Source organism: Tenacibaculum mesophilum, assembly GCF_003867075.1.
GTDB lineage: Bacteria > Bacteroidota > Bacteroidia > Flavobacteriales > Flavobacteriaceae > Polaribacter > Polaribacter mesophilus.
This window is the reverse complement of the sequence record NZ_CP032544.1, coordinates 197,631-211,562: the sequence shown is the minus strand read 5'-3', so window position 1 is coordinate 211,562 and position 13,932 is coordinate 197,631. Positions and strand designations below refer to the sequence as shown.

At 33.1% G+C, this 13,932-nt stretch carries 13 protein-coding genes and 4 tRNA genes; 13 read left to right on the top strand and 4 right to left on the bottom strand.

What is annotated here, in order from left to right:
• Nucleotides 1-16 precede the first annotated feature (16 nt).
• The 3 genes from D6200_RS01075 to D6200_RS01065 all read left to right on the top strand — a co-directional run bounded on the left by D6200_RS01075 (nt 17) and on the right by D6200_RS01065 (nt 319).
• Nucleotides 17-89: transfer RNA gene (locus tag D6200_RS01075), tRNA-Gly, on the top strand.
• 43 nt (nt 90-132) lie between these two features.
• A tRNA-Gly gene (locus D6200_RS01070) sits at nt 133-205 on the top strand.
• A gap of 41 nt (nt 206-246) precedes the next feature.
• Nucleotides 247-319: transfer RNA gene (locus D6200_RS01065), tRNA-Gly, on the top strand.
• Between the two features lie 33 nt (nt 320-352).
• Here the strand turns inward: D6200_RS01065 and D6200_RS01060 are convergent.
• Complete coding sequence (locus D6200_RS01060; protein ID WP_047789243.1) at nt 353-994, bottom strand: rhomboid family intramembrane serine protease; 642 nt, start codon at nt 992-994, stop codon at nt 353-355.
• 87 nt (nt 995-1,081) lie between these two features.
• Between D6200_RS01060 and D6200_RS01055 the strand changes: the two genes are divergently transcribed.
• A complete protein-coding gene (locus D6200_RS01055) occupies nt 1,082-1,990 on the top strand; it encodes a lysophospholipid acyltransferase family protein (protein WP_073181221.1) in 909 nt (302 codons plus the stop codon).
• A gap of 81 nt (nt 1,991-2,071) precedes the next feature.
• Here D6200_RS01055 and D6200_RS01050 read toward each other — a convergent pair.
• The 3 genes from D6200_RS01050 to D6200_RS01040 all read right to left on the bottom strand — a co-directional run bounded on the left by D6200_RS01050 (nt 2,072) and on the right by D6200_RS01040 (nt 4,392).
• A tRNA-His gene (locus tag D6200_RS01050) sits at nt 2,072-2,147 on the bottom strand.
• 55 nt (nt 2,148-2,202) lie between these two features.
• Complete coding sequence (gene bshB1 / locus D6200_RS01045; RefSeq protein ID WP_047789245.1) at nt 2,203-2,919, bottom strand: bacillithiol biosynthesis deacetylase BshB1; 717 nt, start codon at nt 2,917-2,919, stop codon at nt 2,203-2,205.
• 63 nt (nt 2,920-2,982) lie between these two features.
• Entirely contained in the window at nt 2,983-4,392 is a 1,410-nt protein-coding gene (locus D6200_RS01040) for an MATE family efflux transporter (RefSeq protein ID WP_047789246.1), read from the bottom strand.
• A 152-nt stretch (nt 4,393-4,544) separates the two neighbouring features.
• Between D6200_RS01040 and D6200_RS01035 the strand changes: the two genes are divergently transcribed.
• From D6200_RS01035 to D6200_RS00995, 9 genes are all read left to right on the top strand, one after another.
• The gene (locus tag D6200_RS01035; RefSeq protein ID WP_073181223.1) at nt 4,545-5,303 is read left to right on the top strand and encodes a Rossmann-like and DUF2520 domain-containing protein; all 759 of its coding nucleotides are present in this window, start codon (nt 4,545-4,547) and stop codon (nt 5,301-5,303) included.
• Nucleotides 5,287-5,814 carry a KdsC family phosphatase gene (locus D6200_RS01030; protein ID WP_047789248.1) on the top strand — a complete coding sequence of 176 codons (528 nt, stop codon included), beginning with the start codon at nt 5,287-5,289 and terminating at the stop codon, nt 5,812-5,814. The genes D6200_RS01035 and D6200_RS01030 overlap by 17 nt, the downstream gene beginning before the upstream one ends.
• Nucleotides 5,815-5,864: 50 nt before the next feature.
• Nucleotides 5,865-6,290, top strand: a complete 426-nt coding sequence (locus D6200_RS01025) for a DUF2147 domain-containing protein (protein WP_073181225.1) — start codon at nt 5,865-5,867, stop codon at nt 6,288-6,290.
• A gap of 112 nt (nt 6,291-6,402) precedes the next feature.
• Nucleotides 6,403-6,843 carry an RrF2 family transcriptional regulator gene (locus D6200_RS01020; protein WP_073181227.1) on the top strand — a complete coding sequence of 147 codons (441 nt, stop codon included), beginning with the start codon at nt 6,403-6,405 and terminating at the stop codon, nt 6,841-6,843.
• A gap of 67 nt (nt 6,844-6,910) precedes the next feature.
• Complete coding sequence (ric, locus tag D6200_RS01015; RefSeq protein ID WP_073181229.1) at nt 6,911-7,630, top strand: iron-sulfur cluster repair di-iron protein; 720 nt, start codon at nt 6,911-6,913, stop codon at nt 7,628-7,630.
• 10 nt (nt 7,631-7,640) lie between these two features.
• Nucleotides 7,641-9,860 carry a nitric-oxide reductase large subunit gene (locus tag D6200_RS01010; RefSeq protein ID WP_073181231.1) on the top strand — a complete coding sequence of 740 codons (2,220 nt, stop codon included), beginning with the start codon at nt 7,641-7,643 and terminating at the stop codon, nt 9,858-9,860.
• 326 nt (nt 9,861-10,186) lie between these two features.
• A complete protein-coding gene (locus tag D6200_RS01005; RefSeq protein WP_073181233.1) occupies nt 10,187-12,325 on the top strand; it encodes an amino acid permease in 2,139 nt (712 codons plus the stop codon).
• 111 nt (nt 12,326-12,436) lie between these two features.
• A complete protein-coding gene (locus D6200_RS01000; RefSeq protein ID WP_073181235.1) occupies nt 12,437-13,252 on the top strand; it encodes an AraC family transcriptional regulator in 816 nt (271 codons plus the stop codon).
• Nucleotides 13,253-13,452: 200 nt separating this feature from the next.
• The gene (locus tag D6200_RS00995) at nt 13,453-13,821 is read left to right on the top strand and encodes a VOC family protein (protein WP_240627191.1); all 369 of its coding nucleotides are present in this window, start codon (nt 13,453-13,455) and stop codon (nt 13,819-13,821) included.
• The last annotated feature ends 111 nt before the right edge of the window (nt 13,822-13,932 follow it).

Sequence of the window (13,932 nt, the reverse complement as noted above, 5' to 3'; positions counted from 1 at the left end):
TTGCAACCGCTTTACTGCGGGAGTAGCTCAGTTGGTAGAGCGTCAGCCTTCCAAGCTGAATGTCGCCAGTTCGAACCTGGTCTCCCGCTCAAATTTTTACATAATTGTAAGAAATTACAAAAAGTCTTTACCGCGGGAGTAGCTCAGTTGGTAGAGCGTCAGCCTTCCAAGCTGAATGTCGCCAGTTCGAACCTGGTCTCCCGCTCAAATTTTACATAATTGTAAGAAATTACAAAAGTCTTTACCGCGGGAGTAGCTCAGTTGGTAGAGCGTCAGCCTTCCAAGCTGAATGTCGCCAGTTCGAACCTGGTCTCCCGCTCAAAAAAAACCGAAACATTAGTTTCGGTTTTTTTTATTTATTTAGCTTATCTCCAAATAAAAACAATCCTAGAATAATTACTCCCATAATACCAACCATTATTGTATGATTTGTTATCACACCTGGTCGCAACACTAATGTTATCAAATATCCACCAATAGCACCTCCTAAATGAGCGGAATGACCGATATTACCTACTTGGTTTTTCATTCCGTAAATAGAATACAATAAATATCCTACACCAAAAACATATCCTGGAATTGGTATTGGTATTGGCAACATAACCAACTCCATACTTGGATATAACATTATAGAAGAAAATATTACTCCAGACACAGCTCCTGATGCACCAACTGCACTATAATAAGGCATTTTTTTATGTTGATACAACGAATACATACTTCCCGATATTAAACTTACAAAATAGATTAAAATAAAATTGAATGTACCAAAACTTGAGTCAACTACTTTTCCAAATAAATACAAAGCATACATATTAAATCCTAAATGCAACCAATCTACATGCAAAAAACCTGAAGTTAACATTCGTATTTTTTCTCCCCCTAATATTCTTTGAACTTGAAATTTATAACGATCAAAAAAAGCTGCATCACTAAATCCTTTTAAAGATACCAACACATTAGCTACAATTAGTATAATAATAATTTGACTCATAATTTATGTTTATCCACAAAAATAAACAAAAGTTAACAAAACAAATCATTCAGTAATTAATACGATATTTGTCAAAAATATCATTTAATGAAACTATTCTTATTTATTATTGTTTATCCACTAATATGGATGCTATCAATTTTACCCATGAGATTATTATATATAATTTCTGACTTTTTCCGTCTTATTATATTCAACCTTATAGGATACCGTAAAAAAGTGGTTGTAGAAAATCTAAAAAAAGTTTTTCCAGATAAAAGCGACAAGGAAATAAAAAACATTGCAAGAAAGTTTTACAAACACTTTGTCGATTTAATTTTTGAAAGCATTAAGTCTTTTACCATTAGTAAAAAAGAAATACATAAACGCTACAAATACAAAAACCCTGAACTAGTAAACAAACTAACTAAAGAAGGTAAAAGCATTGCTTTAGTAGGAGCACATCAAGCTAACTGGGAATGGTCTTTTGGACTTCCTTTAGTTTTGAACGGAGAAGTTTTTGGTGCCTATACAAGGCTTGCCAACAAATACTTTGAAAAAGCTGTAAAAACTTCAAGAACTAAATTCGGAATTATTGGTTTAAAAACTTCTGAAACAGTCAAAGGAATTCACAAAAATTACAAAAATAAAACACAAGGAATATACATATTATTAAGCGATCAATCTCCTCAAATACACAAAACTCATTATTGGGCTAAATTCTTAGGTATTAAGGTTCCAGTACATACTGGAGCTGAAATACTTTCAAAAAAATATAACTTTGCTGTAGTCAACTATGTTGCAAAAAAAGTTAAGAGAGGTTATTTTGAAGTTGAATTTGAACTGATAACAGAAAATCCAAAAGATTTCGAAAACTATCAAATAACAGACAAGTATTTAGAAATTACCGAAAAAAATATCAAAGCACAACCAGAGTTTTATTTATGGACACACAAACGCTTTAAACATAAAGACAAATACGCGCAATGGCTAGAAAACAGAAAAGCTTCTCAATAAACTGAGAGGCTTTTTTATTCAACACTAATTTTAAAAGTAAATTTAAAACACAAAAAAACCTTCTCAAATTGAGAAGGTTTTGGGTGAAAGACCGGGTTCGAACCGGCGACCTCCGGAACCACAATCCGGCGCTCTAACCAGCTGAGCTACAATCACCATGTAACTTGCGGGTGCAAATATACATTCTTTTTACATTGTGGCAAAACTTTTTTTTAAATTAATTTACTTAAATTTTCTACTGCCACGTAACGTTCTGATGTAAAGCCTTCTGCAAAATCAACTCCTATTAATCTACCCAAATCTCTTGCCCTATACTCTATACTATCGGTAAAGTTTTTACTAGTTATAGGCGTTTCTGGCTCATTACTTTTCGGATCAAAAAACTGTGATGAATACGCCATAACTGAACTTATTTTTTTGTCCATAAAACCAGTAACATCTACCACAAAGTCAGGTTCAATATTTTTCCATTGTATATAGTGATAAACTTGTTTCGGTCTCCATTTTTCTTGTTGAGCTCCATCTAACTCAGTTACTATTTTAAGCAAACCACTTAAAAAACAAGCATCAGACACTAACTGACTTCCTTTAGAATGATCAATATGGCGATCATCAATAGCATTACACAACACTATTTCTGGTTGATACTTACGTATCATTTTTATAACCTCTAGTTGATGTTCTTTATCATTTTTAAAAAAACCATCTGCAAAACCTAGGTTTTCTCGTATTGATACTCCTAAAATATCAGCGGCTATTGATGCTTCTTTATCACGCAATTCGGCAGAACCTCTTGTTCCTAACTCTCCACGAGTTAAATCAACTATCCCAACTTTTTTCCCTTCTGAAATTTCTTTAGATAAGGTCGCTGCACATCCTAATTCAACATCGTCAGGGTGCGCTCCAAAAGCTAATATATCTAGTTTCATTTATTGTATTGTTTTATATAGTACTTCCTTTAAAATAATTATAGCTAATTTACTAAATGAAGTTTACACTTTAACTGTTTTCCATTTTCCTTTTTTAAACATCCAAATACCAACAACAGCTATTAAAATTTCTGCTAAAGTTATTGCTAAAAAGACTCCTACAGGACCAAAATCTAACGTAATAGCCATTATGTATGCAAACGGTAATTGAAATAACCAGAAGCACACAAAGTTGATATAGGTTGGTGTTTTGGTATCTCCTGAACCATTAAAAGATTGAATTACAACCATTCCATAAGCATATGCTATGTATCCAGCTGCCATAATTTGCAAACACAAAGCTCCATTTTCAACAACTTCAGTCTTTTCAGAAAACCATCCTAAAAAAGTTGGAGCAAAGAATATATAAATCAATGAGACTGCTCCCATAAAAATTGCACAATATTTACTCGTTATCCAAACAGACTTCTCTGCTCTCTCTGGTTGTTCTGCTCCTAAATTTTGACCTACCAATGTTGCTGCTGCATTACTCATTCCCCAAGCAGGCATCAAGGTAAACATCATTATCCGAATGGCAATTGTATATCCTGCTAGCACTTCACTACCAAATTCGGACATAATTCGCATTAAAAATACCCAACTTGAAGTTCCGATAATAAACTGCCCTATTCCTCCTAATGATACTTTTATTAAGTTTATCATTACAGAAACTCTAACCACTAAATCTTTAAACGCTATTTTTATTTTACCTGCTCCAAAAAACAATACTCCTAATTGCGCTATAACTGCCGTCCCTCTTCCAATCGTTGTTGCAATAGCCGCTCCCTCTACTCCATATGCAGGTATTGGACCTAACCCAAAAATAAAAATAGGATCAAGTATAATATTTAATCCGTTTGATAAAATCAGCGTCCACATTGCAATGGATGCATTTCCCGCTCCTCTAAAAACAGCATTGATTAAAAACAATAACATTACTGTTATGTTTCCACCCAATAATACACGAGTATATCCGTAACCTTCAGCAATTAAATCAGGCTCGCCTCCCATAAGTGCTAATATTTCCTTCGGATATACAATTCCAACAATACTAATAAGGATAGAAATAAAAACTCCTAAAAATATAACTTGCACTGCTGTTTGATTTACTCCTTCTAAATCCTTCTCCCCTGTTCTTCTAGCGACTAAAGCTGTTGCTGCCATACTTAACCCTATGGCTACAGCATACACTAACGTAAGTACAGACTCTGTTAACCCTACAGTAGCTACAGCATTTACGCTTACTCTAGATACATAAATAATATCTACCAAGGCAAAAATAGATTCCATCAGCATTTCCAAAATCATCGGAATTGCTAATACAAAAATTGCTTTACCAATACTTCCTGTCGTAAAATCTTGCTGTCTTCCTAAAACAGCATCTTTAAAAAGTGAGAATATAGTTTGTTTTGATGTTTGATTGTTTTCAGTCATTATAAAGTTTTATAAATACATAAAATTGTCTTAAAAGAAATAAGACATAACTATTTGTTGCTCAAGCAACACAACTATTTGAGGTGACTTATACAATCATAATGGTACAAATATGCGAAAATAATTTTAATTAATTTCAATATCTTCGTGCTATGATTAAGGTTGCCATTATAGGAGGCGGTAATGTAGCTACACATTTAGCCAATGCTTTTAGTAAAACAAACGAAGTATCGTTAGTACAAATGTATGCTCGAAATATAGAGCAAATAGAGCATTTAAAAGAAGTTACTCCTATTACAAATAGTATAGAACTTTTAACAGAAGCCGATGTGTATATCATTGCGGTTTCTGATGATGCTATTGGTGATGTTTCTCGTAAAATTGAACAAAAAAACGGCTTAGTTGTACACACTTCTGGTAGTGTAGCTATGCAATCGTTACAAAACATTGGACGCAAGGGTATTTTTTATCTATTACAAAGCTTTTCTAAAGACAAAGATGTAAACTTTGATGAAATTCCTTTTTGTTTAGAAGCTGAAAACGAAGAAGATTTGCAGTTATTAGAGACCCTTGCTAAATCTATTGGAAAAAAGGTATATCGAATCAACTCGGAGCAACGTAAACGATTACATGTTTCTGCCGTTTTTGTAAACAATTTCACTAATCACATGTATAAAATTGGTGCTGATATTTGCAACGAATATCAAGTTCCTTTTGAAGTATTACTACCTCTAATTCAGGAGACAGCTCAAAAAATAACCGAATTGAGTCCTAAGGCAGCACAAACAGGTCCTGCCAAAAGAAATGACCAAAAAACTATTCAAAACCATTTAGCATTATTAAATGCTGAACAACAAGAAATTTATAAACTTATTACAAAATCAATCCAACAAAATGGAAAAGAGTTATAAAGAATACTTACCTCAAATAGATACCTTTATTTTTGATGTAGACGGAGTATTAACTAACGGAATCGTAACCGTTTTTCCTGACGGACAGCTTGTACGTCAAATGAATATTAAAGATGGATACGCCTTAAAAGCAGCTGTAAAAGCTGGTTATAAGGTTTGTATTATCTCTGGTGGAAAAAACGAAGGAGTGCGTACACGTTTAGAAGGCTTAGGTATTACCGATATTTATTTAGGAGCTCATGATAAGATTCAACAGTTTAATGAATTGGTTAAAAAATACAAACTAAACCCAGAAAACATAGTGTACATGGGAGATGACATCCCTGATTACCCTGTAATGAAACTCGTTGGTATGCCCTCTTGCCCTAACGATGCTGCTCGTGAAATACAACAAATTTCAAGATACATTTCTGATAAAACTGGAGGTAATGGTTGTGCTAGAGATATTATAGAACAAGTATTACGTGTACAAGGAAAATGGGATAGTAACTTTGATGCACAATACGATTAATTAATTGGAATACTTTTTGAGAATTAAAATACTATTAAAACTTTTAAATTATGAAAAAAATACTTTTTGCTTTATTATTTACAACCGTTAGCTTATCCATGAGCGCACAAACTATTTTCGGAAAATGGGAAAATCGTGACGAAGAAACCAACAAAGTTGACTCTGTAATAGAAGTATATAAAAAAGATGGAAAGGCTTACGCTAAAATTATTGAGATTACAGACAAAAATCGTCAAGAAGCTGTTTGTGATAAGTGTAGTGGAAAGCGTAAAAATAACCCTATTTTAGGAATGAATATTTTAACAGGTCTAAAAAAAGATGGTGATGAATGGAGTGGTGGAAAAATTTTAGATCCTAAAAACGGAAAAGAATATAAATGTTATATTAAACTTGAAAACGACAACAAGTTAAAGATTAGAGGCTACATAGGTTTTGCTGCCTTTGGTAGAACCGCTTACTGGTACCGAAAAAACTAAGTCTTAAAAGCATTCAAAAGCATCATTTTTTTATGATGCTTTTTTTATAAAAAATAAAAGACTTTAGTGTCTTTTATAAAAAAACTAATATCTTTGTAACATATTATTTTATATGTTTTCAAAATCTTGTGAATACGGTTTAAGAGCAACTATTTTTGTTGCAGAACAATCTAGCTTAGATAATAAAGTTGGTGTAAAAACTATTGCTGCCGCTATTGATTCTCCTGAAGCTTTCACAGGGAAAATATTACAAATTTTAACAAAAAATAATATCATTGATTCTATTAAAGGTCCTTATGGCGGATTTGTAATTAATAAAGCTGACCTTAAAAAAATTCGCTTAAGCGATGTGGTTCGTGTATTAGATGGTGATAGTATTTATACGGGTTGCGGATTGGGTTTAAAACAATGTGATGATAGCTCTCCCTGCCCTCTTCACTTTAAATTTGTAGAGATTAGAAATAACTTGAGAAAAATGTTAGAAGGAAACACCCTACATGATGTATTATACACCAACGACAAGAAAAATACTTTTTGGCTAAAACGAGAATAAAAAAATTTAGAATAATAAAAGATAAAAAGGTCTTTTTATAATTTATATAACATTAAATAAAAACAAAATGAAGATAAATAACAACTCAATAGTAGCAGACATAGTTGCAAATAACTATAAAACAGCTACAATTTTTAAACTATACGGAATTGATTTTTGCTGCAACGGTAACAGAACTATTCAAGAGGTTGCTAAAAAAAAGAACATTGCTCCTGATATATTAATCAATAAACTAACTCGCATTGATAAAGGTTCTAAATCTACTAACGATTATCAAAGCTGGTCCTTAGATTTTTTGTGTGATTATATCTACCAAAATCACCATACCTATGTGGAAAAACAAATTCCTGAAATTTTAGAATATTTAACCAGACTAGCTAAAGTACATGGTAACAACCATCCTGAGCTACACGAGGTTTTACAACTCTTTAAAAAAAGTGCTGGGGAACTTACTACACATATGAAAAAAGAGGAACTTATTTTATTTCCTTTTATTAAAAAGTTAGTTGAAGCAAGTAACTCAAACACTCCCCTTTCTCCTCCTCCATTTGGTACGGTAGAAAATCCTATAAACATGATGCACACAGAGCATGATAATGAAGGCAATAGATTTAGAATAATTGCAAAACTTACCAATAATTACACTCCACCTGAAGACGCTTGTAACACTTATAAAGTTGCTTTAGCAATGCTACAAGAATTTGAAGAAGACTTACACAAACACATTCATTTAGAAAACAATATTCTATTTAAAAAAGCAATCAAATTAGAAAATCAATTAAATTAAATAACTAATAATGAGAAAAATTTGGACTGGATTTATTGCAGTAGTGGTATTATCATTTATTGCATTAATATGGGTAGGTACAGAAATTTATCAAACCCAACCCCCTATACCTGAAACAGTAAAAGTTAACGGAAGTAATGAAACTATATACACTAAAAAAGACATACAAGATGGACAAAATGTTTGGGAATCTATCGGAGGAATGGAAGTCGGTTCTATTTGGGGTCATGGAAGTTATGTAGCCCCTGACTGGACAGCTGATTGGATTCATAAAGAAGCTGTTTACTTATTAAACTACTGGGCTAAAAAAGACTTTAACACCAACTATGATGCTTTAGATGAAGAAAACAAAGCTGCTTTAAAAGCTCGTTTGGTAAAAGATATTAGAACCAATACCTTTAATGAAAAAGACCAATCAATAACAATTTCTAAAGAGCGAAAAGAAGCCATTGAAGCAAACTCAGCGTATTATGCAAACATTTTTTCAAAAGGTCATGAACAATATGCCATTCCAGAAGGAGCTTTAACTGATACTGAAAAACTAGCTAAGCTTAACGCCTTTTTATTCTGGACTTCTTGGGCTGCCAGTACAGAAAGACCCAATCAAGACTATACCTATACTTCTAACTGGCCTCATGAACCGTTAATTAACAATACAATTACTCCCGATTCACAACTCTGGTCAGGGTTCTCAATAATTTTATTGTTACTATTTATTGGAGTGTTGACCTATTACTACATTCGAAATCATGAAAAAGGAGAAGCAGTAACAAACCCAAACAACGATCCTTTATTAGACTTAAAGTTAGTCAGCTCTCAAAAAGCAGTATTAAAATACTTTTTAGTCATCTCACTTCTTATTGTATTACAAGTTGTATTGGGTATTGTTACTGTGCACTATACGGTAGAGGGTCAAGCTTTCTTTGGTTTTAATTTATCAGAATATCTTCCGTATTCTATCTCTAGAACCTGGCATACACAACTTGCTGTATTTTGGATTGCCGCTACATGGTTAGCAACAGGATTATTCTTAGCTCCAATTATTAGTGGTAAAGAAATGAAGTTCCAAGTTTTCGGAATCAATTTCTTGTTTATCGCCTTGTTAATTATTGTTTTGGGTTCTATGTTGGGAGAATGGTTAGGTGTGCACCAATTTTTGGATTTAACTACTAACTTCTTCTTTGGTCACCAAGGATATGAATACATGGATTTAGGTAGATTCTGGCAAATATTCTTAGGTATTGGTTTAATATTATGGGTAGTTATGGTTGGTAGACACGTACTGTACGGTATCCGTAAAAAAGACGACTCAAAACATTTGCTTTCTATCCTATTAATAGCTGTAGTTGCTATTGGTATGTTCTTTTTCTCAGGATTAATGTATGGAGAAAACAGTTCACTACCTGTAATTAATTATTGGAGATGGTGGCTCGTACATCTATGGGTAGAAGGATTCTTTGAGGTATTTGCTACGGTGATTATTGCCTATATTTTCTCTCGTATGAAAATTATTTCTACCAAAACAGCAGGAAAAACAGCGATAGCCTCAGCTACCATTTTCTTAGCAGGTGGTATCATTGGTACCTTACACCATTTATATTATTCAGGAACTCCAGTACAAGCCATTGCCTTAGGAGCTACGTTTAGTGCTTTAGAAGTGGTACCATTAACGTTAATGGGCTTTGAAATTAGAGAAAACTGGAATTTATTGAAAAAGAATGCTTGGATTCAACGTTACAAATGGCCTATCTTTTTCTTTATTGCTGTTGCCTTTTGGAACATGGTAGGTGCTGGTGTTTTCGGGTTCTTAATCAACCCTCCTATTGCTCTATATTACATTCAAGGATTAAACACAACTGCTGTACACGCACATACCGCACTATTTGGAGTATATGGAATGTTAGGTATGGGCTTTATTTTAATCTGCCTACGCTTGTATTCAAACATTGCTTGGAACGAAAAGCTCGTAAAAAATGCATTTTGGTTTTTAAATGGTGGGTTAGTTTTAATGGTTGTATTAAGCTTACTACCTGTTGGTATAATTCAAGCTTACACTTCTATTACCAAAGGATATTCTTTTGCCAGAGATCCTGAATTATTATACAATCCAACAGTACAAACTTTAAAATGGATGCGAATGATAGGAGATATTGTATTCTCTTTAGGTATCGTATGTTTCTGCTGGTTTGTGGTAAGAACAACGATTAATGCAATAAAACAAAAATCGTAACCCCTCCTTATTTTTATAAAAAACCTGTGTAAAATAATTACACAGGTTTTTTTACCTCCAAAAAGATACTGTTTAAAACATCTTAAAAAAAGTCTGTTAGATTAATAACTAGCTACTAACTCTAAAAAAACTAATTAATTTGTTTACAAAACCTCTATATATTAAATATAGGTCTTTTGAATCTAATTCAATTCTATTTTCCTAAATATTGATTTTTGGTTAGTAGATATAAAACAAGTAAAGAGCCTCCAAACCTAAAAAGTGTAATTTTTTTCATATCTTCTCATGGTCTAACCACTTAATAATAAGCCTTAAACACAAAAGCCATGAGGAATAAACTAAAAAAAGACTTAGGATTATTTGATGTTTTTGCCATAAGTACTGGAGCCATGTTTAGCTCTGGTTTCTTTTTACTACCAGGAATCGCCTCACATTATACAGGCCCTTCTGTATTTTTAGCTTACTTACTTGCAGGTGTATTAATACTACCTACCATGTTTAGTATTGCTGAAATATCAACAGCTTTACCACGATCAGGAGGTGCTTACTTTTTTTTAGACAGAAGCTTAGGTCCACTCATGGGAACCATCGGCGGACTAGGTACATATTTCGCTTTAATGCTTAAAACTGCCTTTGCTATTATTGGTATTGGTGCTTATGCCGCTATATTTTGGGAAGTTCCTACCAAGGTAGTAGCTATTGTAGCCACCCTTTTTTTTATGGCACTAAACTTAGTAGGCGCTAAAAAAACCTCCGCCTTTCAAAAGGTGTTTGTCATATTCCTATTAGTCATTTTAATTGGTTTTATTGCAGATGGTCTTTTTTCTATATTCACCTCAGATACTATCACCAATGAATCTATTAACAAACAATTTACCCCCTTCTTTTCAAACGGATTTGGAGGGATGTTTACTACCATAGGTTTTGTTTTTGTGTCCTACCTAGGACTCACTCAAATAGTAAGCGTTGCAGAAGAAATTAAAAACCCTGAAAGAAATATTCCTTTAGGAATGATACTTTCATTAGTCGTTACAGGATTAATTTATAGTTTGGGTGTTTTTATTATGGTAACTCTTATTGAGCCTACTGCCTTTGCCAACGAATTAGCACCAGCTGCTACAGCTGCAGAACAACTTTTTAAATGGCTACCCGATAATGTGGGAGTCTTATTAATGTCGGTAGCAGCACTTGCTGCTTTTGCTTCTACAGGGAACGCAGGACTATTATCTGCATCGCGATACCCGTTTGCTATGGGACGCGATAAATTGTTTCCTGCTATTCTAGCTAGAATTGGTAAAAAAGGAAGTCCTATAGTCGCTATATTTTTAACTACAGCATTAATTATTGTATTCATTCTACTATTATCAGAAGAAGGTATTGTAAAGCTTGCGAGTACCTTCCAATTATTGATTTTTATCTTTATTAACTTCTCTGTTATTGTTTTTAGAAAAAGTAAAATAGAATCGTACGACCCAGGCTATTTATCTCCATTATATCCGTTTATGCAAGTTGTCGGAATTATTATTTCATTCATCCTTATTATTTATTTAGGATGGATGCCCGTACTTTTTACCTCTGGTATTATTGTTATTGGCTTACTTTGGTATCATTTCTATTCCAAAGGAAAAGTAAAACGAGAAGGAGCTATTTTTCATTGGTTTGCGCTTTTAGGAAGGCATCAATATGATGAATTGGAAAATGAATTAATGACCATTTTAAAAGAAAAAGGACTTCGTGAAGGGGATCCGTTTGATGAAACCGTAATTACATCGAAAATAAAAATACTTAAGGATACCACTAACTTTGACAAGGTTTTAAATATCGCTTCCGATTACTTTTGTAGAGAGTTAGACCTCAACAAAGAAGGAGTGCTCCACAAGTTTTTTCAGTCGATACCCGATGAATCTGTCATCACTTTACCAGGTATTTTGGTTTTTCATGCCAAGTTTAAGAGTGTTTCACATCCTTCCATGAAAATTGTGATTTCTAAAAAACCAATTGAAGGAACACTTCCCTCTGAAGACTATGAGTTTAAAAAGCCCTTACAAATCTGTGCTTTTCTAATTAATTCTGATGAAAACCCAAAACAGCAACTACGTATGCTATCGAGACTTCTTGATATTTTAGAACGAGAGCAAATCGTAAAAACCTTGCTTAAAATGAACAGTCACAGAGAAATTAAGGAGTTTTTACTACAAAACGAACGATTTGTAAGCATCAAACTACTCGAAGGAACTCCGCAAGACACCATGATAGGAAAACAGCTAAAGGATATTCAGTTACCAAAAGACGTTTTAGTGGCTTTAGTTGAAAGAAATGATAAAACGTTTACCCCTAACGGTTCAACTGTTTTACTAACAGATGATGTACTCACCATACTTGGAGAAACCAAATCTATCGCGAAACTGTATAAGGAATATATGAGTTATGAAATAGATAAACTGGATACTGAAGAGACTTCTTAACTTTTGGTTTGGTTATTTATTTTTATTGAACTTAGTTATCAATTTATATTTCTGATAGAAGTTATATCTTTGGTAAACCATATCTCATGCTGAAAAAGATTAAACGACAAAATGGACTACCAAACATACGAACCACATACAAATTTAAAGTCAATTATTAGTTGTTATTGGACGTTGGAAGTACCTATACATTCCGAACCACAAAAACAACGAATTGTACCAGATGGTTGTATAGAAATGGCATTTATTCTTGGAGACGATATCAAACGGTACACTTCCGAAAATAACTTTATACTTCAACCACGGGCAATGGTATTAGGGCAAATAATTGAACCTTTCTACATTGAACCAACAGGTTATGTCAATACTTTTGCCATTAGGTTTTATCCTTATGGATTTGCTAATTTTATCTCTGAACCAATCAACAACTTAGCAAACACAGAAACACCCTTGAATCTCCTTTTTGACAAGGAAACCGCAGATGGTTTGCAACAAAAAATAATCAACGCTAAAAATACGATACAACGTATAGAAATCATCGAAAAGTTTCTTTTGGATACGTTTAACGACCAAAAAACAATTCATAAAATTGTAAAAAGCACTGTTGATGCCCTTCTAACTACAAACGGAAGTGTTTCTATAAACTCAATCCTCGAAAACAACCTATCTAAACGAAGACAGCTTGAAAGAAACTTTAAAAAACAAATTGGAGTAAGCCCCAAACAGTTAGGAAAAGTAATTCGATTGCAAACAGCTTTAAAATTGATGCTTAACCAAAAGTCTAAAAACCTAACTGATGTTGCCTATAAAAGCGACTATTTCGATCAAGCTCACTTCATCAAAGACTTTAGAGAATTTACAGGAATAAACCCCAAAGAGTTTCTTACTGACGAAAGCTTGAAGCTTTCTACCCTTTTTTACAAATAAACTAAGGTGTCGCATTTTTACAATTTCAACTAATTTTCTGCTCTTAGTTTTGCATCAATAATACTAAGCCGAAAATGAAAAATAACACACTTATTACCATTATTACCCTATTTTTTTGCCTTGTGTCTTGCAAAAACAAAGGCACTTCAATCTCTAAAACAACACAATCTAAAGAATCAATCACTAAAAGTATACAACAGATGAAAAGTTATGTCTCAATTTTTGAAATTCCTGCAACCAACATTACACGAGCCGTTAATTTTTACAAAGAAATTTTAGGTATAGAAATTGAAAGATTCTATTTTCCAGAAATGGAAATGGGGGTATTTCCTTACGAAGGTCAAATGGTTACAGGAGTAATTATACAAGGCGAAGGTTATGAACCTTCTGCAAGTGGGGTTACTATTTACCTCAATGGTGGAGACAATCTGCAAACTATTATTGATAAAGTAGAAGAACATGGTGGTAAAGTTATGATACCTAAAACACCTCACGCTGACGAAAACGGGTACTTTGCCATTTTTCTCGACTCAGAAGGAAATAAAATTGGACTTCATTCGCCAAATTAAAAAAACAAACTTCTAACAATAAAGGGAAATAATAATGGTTTGGGTACTAACTCAAACCGTTATTTCTTTTTATTAAAGTGTCTTGAAAACCAATCCATAAATTTATAAAGT

What these genes read in the sequence shown, in the direction of transcription:
- bshB1 (WP_047789245.1), bottom strand. Translation starts at nt 2,919, where the DNA reads ATGAAACTAGATATATTAGCTTTTGGAGCGCACCCTGACGATGTTGAA.
- D6200_RS01025 (WP_073181225.1), top strand. Translation starts at nt 5,865, where the DNA reads ATGAAAAAAATACTTTTTGCTTTATTATTTACAACCGTTAGCTTATCC.
- D6200_RS01010 (WP_073181231.1), top strand. Translation starts at nt 7,641, where the DNA reads ATGAGAAAAATTTGGACTGGATTTATTGCAGTAGTGGTATTATCATTT.
- D6200_RS01060 (WP_047789243.1), bottom strand. Translation starts at nt 994, where the DNA reads ATGAGTCAAATTATTATTATACTAATTGTAGCTAATGTGTTGGTATCT.
- D6200_RS01005 (WP_073181233.1), top strand. Translation starts at nt 10,187, where the DNA reads ATGAGGAATAAACTAAAAAAAGACTTAGGATTATTTGATGTTTTTGCC.
- D6200_RS01020 (WP_073181227.1), top strand. Translation starts at nt 6,403, where the DNA reads ATGTTTTCAAAATCTTGTGAATACGGTTTAAGAGCAACTATTTTTGTT.
- ric (WP_073181229.1), top strand. Translation starts at nt 6,911, where the DNA reads ATGAAGATAAATAACAACTCAATAGTAGCAGACATAGTTGCAAATAAC.
- D6200_RS01040 (WP_047789246.1), bottom strand. Translation starts at nt 4,392, where the DNA reads ATGACTGAAAACAATCAAACATCAAAACAAACTATATTCTCACTTTTT.
- D6200_RS00995 (WP_240627191.1), top strand. Translation starts at nt 13,453, where the DNA reads ATGAAAAGTTATGTCTCAATTTTTGAAATTCCTGCAACCAACATTACA.
- D6200_RS01055 (WP_073181221.1), top strand. Translation starts at nt 1,082, where the DNA reads ATGAAACTATTCTTATTTATTATTGTTTATCCACTAATATGGATGCTA.
- D6200_RS01035 (WP_073181223.1), top strand. Translation starts at nt 4,545, where the DNA reads ATGATTAAGGTTGCCATTATAGGAGGCGGTAATGTAGCTACACATTTA.
- D6200_RS01030 (WP_047789248.1), top strand. Translation starts at nt 5,287, where the DNA reads ATGGAAAAGAGTTATAAAGAATACTTACCTCAAATAGATACCTTTATT.
- D6200_RS01000 (WP_073181235.1), top strand. Translation starts at nt 12,437, where the DNA reads ATGGACTACCAAACATACGAACCACATACAAATTTAAAGTCAATTATT.